The organism is Rhodococcus sp. P4_B6 (assembly GCF_056402215.1).
On the sequence record NZ_JBFUHV010000244.1, the window covers coordinates 1 to 9893 of the forward strand.

Genomic DNA, 9893 nt, shown 5'->3' on the forward strand with positions numbered 1-9893 from the left:
GCCTTCCGGCGTCTTCAGGTCGAGGGTCAGGGACCGCTTCGACCTGTTGACGTTGACGAACATCGCCGACATGTCGCCGGAACGATTGGGCAGGGAGCGGACGTGATCGCCCTTGCCGGGCACCTCCACCTTGACGACGTCCGCGCCCTGGTCGCCGAGGATGTCCGTGGCCCAGGGGCCCGACATCATCGAACACAGGTCGACGATCTTGATTCCGGTCATGGGGCCACTCATGAAGGGCACCTTTCAGTCGGGTGAAGTAATCCGGGGGTTCGCAAGGCCAACATCCAAATCATGTTGCTCAGTGTGGCCTGCCTCACCGAATAGTATTGGGCTTTCCTTCATGAGTCAATTGTTATCTCGAGCGTGTTTTCACTACTAAATAGATGCATGTGCATCTATTTAGGTGCACCCGTTTCTTCATCGATCCCCTGCTGAACGGTGCCGGAGGGGATCATCCACCCGAGTTGGCAGTCAGGCCGTCCGACGATGACAGGGAGATCGCGGGGCCGTCACGGCCGAAGTCATGCACCGGGTAGGCAAACGGGATCCGCGGAGGCCTCAGCACAGCGCACACTCGAGGCCGCAAGGTACATGCCACCAGGAAGCTCCAACCCGTGTCCACAAACTTGAGATGTCCAGGTGGGCTCTGTCGTGCGGGCAAGGGTTCAGCTCTGCACTGAAGCCGCCAGAGTGCAGCGGCGTGACCAACAGCACTGAGAGCATTACCCTTGGCAGCAGCACTTCATAGATCGCTGACACTGCCGGACGGTCACGCCCGGTGCCGCACTCCCGTCGACGTCACGGCAAGTGCTGTTGTCGTCGCCGCACGCAGGCAATTCGATGGGGCGACCTGACCACCGGCGACCCGATTCGCGCGAAGAGGCCTGGATGACATCAGTCCCAGGGACGACGAACCGCCGCTGCGGGCGAGCCACACCTGGTGACCATGGGTGAATACGCCCAGCTCAAGGATAGGTACGTCCACCGGAACGGAGTTCAGACAGCTGCCGTGAGTACGCCAGCGACGCGCAACGACGGTCGCGCGTCACTCGTCCATAAGACACGAACAGTGGTTCCGCGCACCGCCACTCGATGCGCACCATCAACTTCGACGGCTCGCAATCCACTCATACTCGAGAGCCTTACCCGGATTCATCGGCAATCACCAACTGGCGAACGGGCCGGCGTCGGCCTTATCGGTCTCAGCTAGCCACGGCCCGGGTCCTCGAAGTGGGCAAGGAGGAGTTTGAGAAGCCTGCGAAGCTCGGTGTCATCGTCTTCGCTCACAAACGCGAGGAGTTGCGACTCACGACCCAGGATGTCGGAGGCGACCTCGTCGATGAGTTGGACTCCCTTTTTGGTCAATTGCACGTCGACTCGACGACGGTCTTGTGGGTGAAAGCTCCGTTTGAGCAGACCACTACGCTCGAGTTTGTCCAGGCGGTTCGAGATACCAGCCGGGGTTATCAGCGCGGCCTCGGTGAGTTGCCCGGCCGTCATCCGATACGGCTTGCCGGAGCGCCGCAGCATTGCCAAGAGGTCGAGTGTCGCAGGATCGGTTCCGAGCTCCACCAGGCGTTGACTGCGTTCGCGCTCCAGGTATCGCGCAATGCGCCAGATCCTCGAAACAATACCCACTGAACTGACGTTGATATCTGGCCGTTCACGTACCCACGCCTGCTCGATGCGATCGACGCCGTCATCTCCAGCAACGTCCCGAATCGATGGTGCTTCGACGCCCATCCCACACCCCATGTCACTTGAATTGATCAGCTCGGGACTATTCACTGCTAAGTAGTTTTGCTTGAAAGTTTACACGTGCACCTGGGACTGGCAACATTGCAGTCGCGGTCCGACCAGATGTCAACACATTTCGGCAGTATTGGGCGTTGATCAGCAAGCTCGCGAATCTGATCAACATGACCGCAGAGACGCCCGATTCGAGCCACCGGTGTGCGTCGAGCATCGCCGGCGGCCTCCAGCGACAGGCAGGCTGCAGTGTCGGTATCGAATCGCCGCACACGCAGCGTACCTTCACCTCAATGTGGGGCCGCTCGACATGACGCCTCAAGTGACCGAATGTCGGGCATCCTGCCGCGGATATGCGCGTTCTGCGTTCGCCGTGTTCGACTATTGTATGGTCGATTCTCGGTGACGATCTACGCTCCACGAGCCACTGCAGTCCGATCCGCGCCTGATTCCGGTGAAGAACTACTCTGTGGCACTGCGCTTTACGTGGGCGTGCCACAGGAACGAACTCGGCGGTTCGCGGTGTGAAGGACTTGCTTCCGTGGCATGTCTAGTTCACGATCTACCCGTCGTTGCGCGCCGTCTGTTGAGGGGCGCCTTCGCCACACACGATTGAATTCCGTCTAGCGTTCGCCGGCACCCCTTTGGAGTGGCCGCGGTGGGCAAGTTAGGACAGCTGATGACTACTTCGGTGATCGTTGCCGGTGCCCGGACCCCTATGGGTCGGTTTATGGGGGCTTTGCGGGATCTGTCGGGTTCCGACCTCGGTGGCGTCGCGATTCGGGGAGCCCTGGACAAATCTGGAGTGCCCGCCGCGCTGGTCGAGTACGTGATCATGGGTCAAGTGCTCCCAGCAGGCGCCGGCCAGATTCCGGCCAGGCAGGCGGCGGTCGCGGCCGAAATCCCGATGGACGTGCCGGCGCTGACAGTCAACAAGGTCTGTCTGTCGGGCATCGACGCGATCGCGTTGGCCGATCAGTTAATCCGTGCCGGGGAGTTCGAGGTGATCGTCGCGGGTGGCCAGGAGTCCATGTCACAGGTTCCGCATCTGCTGGAAAACACGCGAGCGGGCTTCAAGTACGGCGATGCGACGATCCGCGATTCCATGGCATTCGACGGGCTGCACGACATCTTCACAGATCAGCCGATGGGGAATCTGGCCGAGATGAAGAACGGGGAGGCCGATCATCGAATCTCGCGCTCCGAGCAGGACGCGTTCGCGGCGGCGTCGCATCAGAATGCGGCGCGGGCGTGGAAAGACGGGCGGTTCGACGACGAAGTGGTGACGGTAACGGTTCCGCAGCGGCGTGGAGGGGCGGTGGAACTCGCGCAGGACGAGGGGATTCGCGCGGATACCACCGTGGAGTCGCTGGCGAAGCTGAGACCGGCGTTCAGTGTGGACGGAACAATCACCGCCGGGTCCGCGTCACAGATTTCCGATGGCGCGGCCGCGGTCGTGGTGATGAGTAAGGCCAAGGCGCAGGAGCTCGGGTTGGCATGGATCGCCGAAATCGGGGCACACGGCGTCGTTGCAGGTCCCGACTCGACCTTGCAGTCACAGCCCGCACGGGCGATCACCAAGGCGTGCGCGAGGGAGGGCATCTCTCCGAAAGATTTGGACCTGGTGGAGATCAACGAGGCCTTCGCGGCGGTGGGAATCGCCTCGACGCGCGAGCTCGGGTTGGATCCGGCGAGGGTCAACGTCAATGGCGGAGCAATTGCGCTGGGCCATCCCCTCGGCATGTCCGGGGCGCGGATCACCCTGCATCTGGCTTTGGAGTTGCAGCGCCGCGGCGGTGGTGTCGGGGCTGCTGCCCTGTGTGGTGGAGGCGGGCAGGGCGACGCCCTGATTATCCGCGTCCCGAAGAAGTAGAGACATACGTCCCCTCAGCGAAAGGTTCGAACATGAATATTCAGGAGACCGCCGCACTGGTCACCGGAGCCGCCTCCGGCCTCGGCGCCGCCACCGCCAAGCGCCTCGCCGACGCCGGAGCCACCGTGTTCGGACTCGACCTGCAGCAGTCCATCGAACGCGCCGGCGACAACATCCCCGACGGCGTCACCCTCCTCGCCACCGACGTCACCAGCGGCGACGAGGTCCAGGCCGCCATCGAGAAGATCGTCGAATCGGGCCTGCCGCTGCGCACCGTCGTCAACTGCGCCGGAGTCGGCTGGGCCAGCCGCATCCTGTCGAAGAAGGGCCCCCACGACCTCGAACTGTTCCGCACCGTCATCACCGTCAACCTGCTCGGCACGTTCAACGTCGTGCGCCTCGCCGCCGACGCCATCGCCAAGACCGACACCGTCGACGAGTCCGGCCAACGCGGCGTCATCATCAACACCGCCTCCGTCGCCGCATTCGAGGGCCAGATCGGCCAGATCGCCTACTCCGCATCCAAGGGCGGGGTGCACGGCATGACCGTCCCCGCCGCCCGCGACCTCGCCCAGTTCGGCATCCGCGTCAACACCATCGCCCCCGGCATCATCGACACCCCCATGCTCGCCGGCGTCACCGACGAATACCGCAAGGGCCTCGAAGCCGGCGTCCCGTTCCCCTCCCGCCTCGGCCAGCCCGCCGAATACGCCCAACTCGCCCAGATGATCGTCGAACACGACTACCTCAACGGTGAGACCTTCCGTATGGACGGCGCTCTGCGTATGGCACCGCGGTAGGCGGCTGGCTCGCGAGAAGGGCTCGGGCACCCTCCCTGCCCTGCGACGGTGACGCGATCGCAGGGCTCCGGAGTTGCCCATTCGCACGGCCATCGCCGACGAGCCCCTGGTCTCTGGACCAGGGGCCCGTCGGCCTGCGTCGAACAGAGTCACGCTCCCGGCGCGCGAAACAGCCTCCCTTCCTACGCGCACTCCTCCACTTCACGAACTATTTCTCAGACAAACACTAAACTGAAATAACTATTGACTCGTGAAATATTGAGGACGATACTGATTACATCAGGTCAGGTAGCGGCAGGCCATGGAGCTGGCCGCCCGGAGGATCGGACAATCCGGTGAGCACGTCATTCGAACCCGCAATGCGGTGGGAAAGACGATCAACCATCGCGGCAGACGACGGAGTTCCGCTCGTGACCCGCGAGTACGGCCCCGAAACGGCGCCCTTGACCGTCATCTTCGCGCACGGTCACTGCCTGAACATGCAATCGTGGGAGCTGCAACGCGTCTTCCTTCAGAGCACCTTCGGGTCACAGATCCGGCTGGTCTTCTACGACCAGCGCGGCCATGGCGAGTCCGGGTCCGCAGCGCCCGACACCATGACGATCGAGCAACTCGGCCAGGATCTCGACTCCGTCATACGTGCGGTGGGGGGCAATGCACCGATTGCATTGGTAGGGCACTCCATGGGCGGGATGAGCATCCTCAGCTGGGCCCGTCAGCACCCGGAAAAGATCGGGTTCCCCGTGGCCGCCGCCGGCCTCATCGCGACCGCCGCAAGCGAGCTCACCGGGTCCGGTATCGCTCGCAGCCTGAGCAATCCGCTGGCACTGGCGGCCACGACCGTTGCCCGGCACGCTCCGTGGATTCTCGGTGCCGGACGTGTCGTCGCCGGGAAGACGTGCGAACGCGTAGTTCGGCACGCAGCCTACGGTTGGGCCCCGATCCACCCGCGCCTGGTTACCTGCGCCAACACCTTGATCAACGACACGACATCCGCGACCATCCTCGGGTTCCTTCCTGCCTTCACGCATCTGGACGAAACGGCAGGAGTGAAGGCACTCGCACGGATCCCGGCGATGGTGCTGTGTGGGTCAGGGGACCTGATGACGCCGTATGCGCATTCGCGCAACATTGCGGACCAGCTACCGCTCTCGGAACTGGTGGCTGTCCCAGACGCCGGACACATGGTGATCCGCGAGCGAGCAGCCGTCGTGTCCGAGGCTATCGTCAGACTGCTCACGCGCGTTCGGGCCGCGCGGGAGCCGTACGCGCCCGCCGCTGTCGAGCCCGCTTCCGTCGGGGCCTAGGGTGTGGACGGACACATACGGGGAGCCGCCGGTGGACCTGAGGACCTGGGCGGCTTTCGACGAATCGACGTGCCAATCCCGTCGCACCGCGCCGCCGTGGGATGGGGTTCGCCGGCGCCACGACCGGCGAGCTGGTCGACGAGGGGCGTGGGCGGTTCGGGGTAGCTTCGAGCACGCAAATCTTGCTCTGGTGTATTTTTTAGCCGTGAACTTCTTTCTCGTCGTAGACTGCATCCATGCGGCTTCGAGGATCACATGACTGCTGAGATTTCGACGGCGGGTTCGGACTCGATCGACGACGGTGTCGATCGGGTTGAGCAGGCATGGGCGCGTGAACGCCCGGACATCGACGTCAGTTCCGTGGGAATCGTGACCAGGATCTGGCGCATTGCACGGCATTTGGAGCGCGAACGTGTCGAGCGTTTGACCGAACTCGGCACCGACAGGGTCACACTCGATGTCCTCGCAATGCTGCGGCGTGCCGGAAAGCCGTATCGGATGACGGCCGGGCGCCTTTCCGAGGCGGCGCTGATTACACCCGGGGGGATCTCGAACCGGCTGGACAAGCTCGAGCGCAGCGGACTGGTCAAGCGGAGCTTCCACCCGAAGGACCGCCGTCGGGTGGATGTGCAATTGACGAGGAAGGGTGTCAAGCTCGTCGATGACGTCGTCTCCGACATCATGGATCACGAGTCTCGGCTCTTGGAGACCCTGGCCGGCGACGACCAAGCGGAGCTTCGGCGGCTCCTCAAGATCCTTCTGGCTCAGTTCGAGGATCCTGCGGTGGGGCTGGAGACCGACTGAGCCGGATCCTCGGGGCCTAAGCCGAGCGCGGTTCGGCGCTGCACGTCCATCCCGACGCTGCCGACGGCCAGAGCTCGGTCGTGAAATTGCCGCAGATCCGATTCGGGGTTGCGCCGGAGATAGTCGTCGCGCAGTTGCTGCCATAGTCGCTGACCCACGGCGTATGACGGAGCTTGGCCGGCCCATCCCAGGTACCGGTCGTGTTCGTGCCGCCGACTGATCTCGTCCAGCACGCAATGCTCGGCCAGAAACTGCCACGCCTTGCCAGGATCCCAGATGCCTCCGCCCAGACAACTCGGGGCAGGCAGTTCGCAGTGAAGACCGATATCGATCACCACCCGCGCGGCGCGCAGGCGTTGTGACTGGAGCATTCCCATACGGTCAGCCGGGTCGTCCAGCAGACCGAGGTCGACCGCCAGCGTCTCGGCATACAGAGCCCACCCCTCCCCGTGCCCGGAGGTGAAGTTCGCCAGGCGGCGCCATCGATTGAGCTCATGGCCTCGCGCCATGGCGGTGCCGACCTGCAGGTGATGGCCTGGGACGCCTTCATGGAACACGCGGGACTTTTCGTGCCAGGTGTGAAAGCGGTCGATTCCGGCAGGTACCGACCACCACATGCGTCCGGGGCGAGTCAGTTCTTCGTCGGGGCCGGTGTAGTAGATACCACCGGTGCGGGTCGGGGCGATCCGGCACTCGAGTCGGTCGATCTCACGCGGGATCGTGAAATGCGTATCCTGCAGGTTCGCCAGGGTTCGGTCGGAGAGGTCCTGCATCCACCGTTGTAATGCGTCGGTGCCATGCAGCGTGTACCGCGGGTTTGCATCGAGAAGCTCGAGTATCCGCGATATGCCGGCCCCCCGGGGCGAGAGCGTCGGCGGTCCGTTGCTGGGCGGACACGATGGACGCCAGGGTCGCCCTCCCCCACTCGTACGTCTCTTCCAGGTCGATGCTGGTCCCGATGAAACTTCGCGACCTCAGTCGGTAGACGTCCTTGCCGACACTGTCTTTTGTTCCCGTGTGGGGGGCGATTTCGGATTCGAGGACCTCCGCGAGTGCGAGATAGGACCGGGATGCCGAGCGGGCGGCCTTGACGAGGTCGCGCCCAAGGGGTGAATCACCGTCCGGGCCCCTGTGGATCAGGCCGTCGAAAGCGACGGGTGACAAGCGGGCATGTTCGATCCCACATTCCACCTGCCGGATCGGGATACGATGCGCAGTTCGTTGTCGGGCGCGGAGGGCTTCGGTGTAGCTTTCGATCGACCTGGGAACCTGTGTCAGCCCGCCACCAGAGTCCTCCAGTCGTCGTCGGTGGCTGTGGGCTGACGGTCGAAGACACGACGAACGCTCTGCAGGGGCGAGCTGATCACGTTGAGTTCGCCGACGAGTAGATTCGCATCGGACAGCGCGAGGAATGAGTCGATCCGCTCGAGCATGGCAGCGATGGTGGCCGCATCAATGGTGTCCTGCGGTGGCATCTGCTGCACACGTCGCCGCGCCGCGCGTGCGGCGCGCACCCGGTCGGCGATACCGTCCGGTGAATAGTCGGTCGCCTGGTCGTCGAAGCCGTGTACCCCGATGCGGGTCGCCTCCACCGGGTCCAGTTCGCAGCACGCGATCAGGTAGTTCTCTGCGATCCGGTCGACGAGTGTGGGAGTCCGGACGGGGGTGGGCTCTTGCGGGGTCTCATTGGTGTCCGATCTGCACTGGTCGGGCGATTCAGCAGGCATCGGTCACGGTGCCGCCACGACCGCAGCGTCGAGCCGTGCGAACGCGTCGGTTTCGATGTCCCCGTGCACGTGTGCGGGGGCCAGTCCGTGCTGGGTGTAGCGGTCGATGTAGGTCGCAACCGTTCCCGCGGCGGACGAATGGGTCGGGTGCCGGCGTAGGTGCAGCTCGACCACGCCGAGCAGGAGCTGTGCGGCGTCCCGGAGTACCGGGTCGTTGAGTCCGTCACGCGCGGCCGTCACCCAGAGGTCCTGCGTATCCGGGAGCAGGTCGATCAGTTCCGCGGCAACTCGTTCTTCCATTGCGGTCGAGGCGACGAGGACCGCGGCGGAGCGGCAATCCGGCTCCAACGCATCGATCATCCGGAACTCTAGCCAGCCGCGAGGCCGGATCGGCGGAAACAGTGTCGTCAGGTGGTAGCGCAGATCGTCCTCGGTCGGCCAGCCTGCCGGGTGCCCTGTTGTCATCCAGTCGGCGAAGGTCAACCCGGGTGGAACGCTGGTGCCCAGATCGCCGCCGCGGATGAAGAACACATCTGCCGCGAGAGCATATTGCGCCCAATCGGTTCCGGGTTGATCACTCACCGGTACCGGTGCCGTTCGCCCGGGGTCGATCCCATTCCAGATCGCTTGCCGTACCGATTGCCAGCGTTGCCCGTCGGGGCCGATCCCGGGAGAATTCGCGAAGGCCGCGACGAGGACCGGGCCCATCTTGTTCGCCAGTACCCAGCGCAGGTTCCGGCCGTCGGGATGGTGGCTGATGTTGATCTGCACCGATGCGGTGTTCGTCATCATCCATGTCCCTTCCCGGCCGCGGTGCGCGTAGAAGCTCTCCATCGCCCGATACCGGGGGAGGTCGAGGATCCGGTGCGGGGGACGGCGGTCGTCCACGGCGAGGTCGGTCGGAATCAACCCATGCGCTCGTAGCCGATGGTGAAGAATCACGGCGTCTTCGTTGATTGCGCGTAGTGTGGCGGGCCCCGATTCGAGCGGCGGACCGGACAGTTCGATCTGCCCGCCCGGCTCGATCGTGATGCGGCTGCCGTTCGGCAGGGGACGGTTCATGATGGGCAGGAAGTCGGCGGGTTCGGGGCGTGAGAGGCTGCCTCGCTTGTGCACTGGCCATTCAATTTCGACGCCGACGAGGTCGGCGCCACCGGGTTCGAATGCTTCGCGGGCGACCGCGTATGCCCTCTGGATCGTCAGTGTGGGGCGAGAACTGGTCATGTCACCAGGTCCTTTCGTCGTCGATACTATAGCGGGAAAACATTTCACGTCGAAACAATTGACGAGCAAGAGATATCTCCATACTATGGAGTGAAGCACATCACAACAAGCCCCAGTTTGTGTCGCTCGACACTTCGCAAAACTGGCTTCTACCAGGTGAAAGGTGCCCTTCATGAGTGGCCCCATGACCGGAATCAAGATCGTCGACCTGTGTTCGATGATGTCGGGCCCCTGGGCCACGGACATCCTCGGCGACCAGGGCGCGGACGTCGTCAAGGTGGAGGTGCCCGGCAAGGGCGATCACGTCCGCTCCCTGCCCAATCGTTCCGGCGACATGTCGGCGATGTTCGTCAACGTCAACAGGTCGAAGCGGTCCCTGACCCTCGACCTGAAGACGCCGGAAGGC

Annotated in this window: 9 protein-coding genes and 1 pseudogene; 5 read left to right on the top strand and 5 right to left on the bottom strand. The window is 63.9% G+C overall.

What is annotated here, in order from left to right; genetic code table 11:
* Both AC1DWT_RS46595 and AC1DWT_RS46600 read right to left on the bottom strand, forming a co-directional pair.
* Positions 1-234, bottom strand: a 234-nt coding sequence (locus AC1DWT_RS46595) for a CoA transferase (RefSeq protein ID WP_477925855.1), incomplete at its 3' end; no start/stop codon positions are given.
* A gap of 975 nt (positions 235-1209) precedes the next feature.
* Positions 1210-1791 carry a MarR family winged helix-turn-helix transcriptional regulator gene (locus AC1DWT_RS46600; protein ID WP_477925856.1) on the bottom strand — a complete coding sequence of 194 codons (582 nt, stop codon included), beginning with the start codon at positions 1789-1791 and terminating at the stop codon, positions 1210-1212.
* Between the two features lie 640 nt (positions 1792-2431).
* On the opposite strand from AC1DWT_RS46600, the gene AC1DWT_RS46605 reads away from it, so the two are divergent.
* From AC1DWT_RS46605 to AC1DWT_RS46620, 4 genes are all read left to right on the top strand, one after another.
* A complete protein-coding gene (locus AC1DWT_RS46605; protein ID WP_477925861.1) occupies positions 2432-3625 on the top strand; it encodes an acetyl-CoA C-acetyltransferase in 1194 nt (397 codons plus the stop codon).
* Positions 3626-3657: 32 nt separating this feature from the next.
* A complete protein-coding gene (locus tag AC1DWT_RS46610) occupies positions 3658-4425 on the top strand; it encodes an SDR family NAD(P)-dependent oxidoreductase (RefSeq protein ID WP_477925857.1) in 768 nt (255 codons plus the stop codon).
* Between the two features lie 335 nt (positions 4426-4760).
* A complete protein-coding gene (locus tag AC1DWT_RS46615; RefSeq protein WP_477925858.1) occupies positions 4761-5732 on the top strand; it encodes an alpha/beta fold hydrolase in 972 nt (323 codons plus the stop codon).
* 255 nt (positions 5733-5987) lie between these two features.
* Positions 5988-6536, top strand: coding sequence for a MarR family winged helix-turn-helix transcriptional regulator (locus AC1DWT_RS46620; RefSeq protein ID WP_477925859.1), 549 nt, complete (start codon positions 5988-5990; stop codon positions 6534-6536).
* Here AC1DWT_RS46620 and AC1DWT_RS46625 read toward each other — a convergent pair.
* The 3 genes and pseudogenes from AC1DWT_RS46625 to AC1DWT_RS46635 form a co-directional block, all read right to left on the bottom strand.
* A complete protein-coding gene (locus tag AC1DWT_RS46625) occupies positions 6497-7384 on the bottom strand; it encodes a DUF885 domain-containing protein (RefSeq protein ID WP_477925862.1) in 888 nt (295 codons plus the stop codon). The two genes, AC1DWT_RS46620 and AC1DWT_RS46625, sit on opposite strands and share 40 nt — an antisense overlap.
* 70 nt (positions 7385-7454) lie before the next feature.
* Positions 7455-8263, bottom strand: a pseudogene (locus tag AC1DWT_RS46630) (DUF885 family protein); the annotation flags it as partial.
* A gap of 3 nt (positions 8264-8266) precedes the next feature.
* Positions 8267-9556, bottom strand: a complete 1290-nt coding sequence (locus AC1DWT_RS46635) for a glutamate-cysteine ligase family protein (RefSeq protein WP_477925860.1) — start codon at positions 9554-9556, stop codon at positions 8267-8269.
* Positions 9557-9659: 103 nt separating this feature from the next.
* Here AC1DWT_RS46635 and AC1DWT_RS46640 point away from each other — a divergent pair.
* On the top strand, positions 9660-9893 hold a 234-nt coding region (locus tag AC1DWT_RS46640; protein ID WP_477925855.1), incomplete at its 3' end, for a CoA transferase.

What these genes read in the sequence shown, in the direction of transcription:
- AC1DWT_RS46605 (WP_477925861.1), top strand. Translation starts at nt 2,432, where the DNA reads ATGACTACTTCGGTGATCGTTGCCGGTGCCCGGACCCCTATGGGTCGG.
- AC1DWT_RS46610 (WP_477925857.1), top strand. Translation starts at nt 3,658, where the DNA reads ATGAATATTCAGGAGACCGCCGCACTGGTCACCGGAGCCGCCTCCGGC.
- AC1DWT_RS46620 (WP_477925859.1), top strand. Translation starts at nt 5,988, where the DNA reads ATGACTGCTGAGATTTCGACGGCGGGTTCGGACTCGATCGACGACGGT.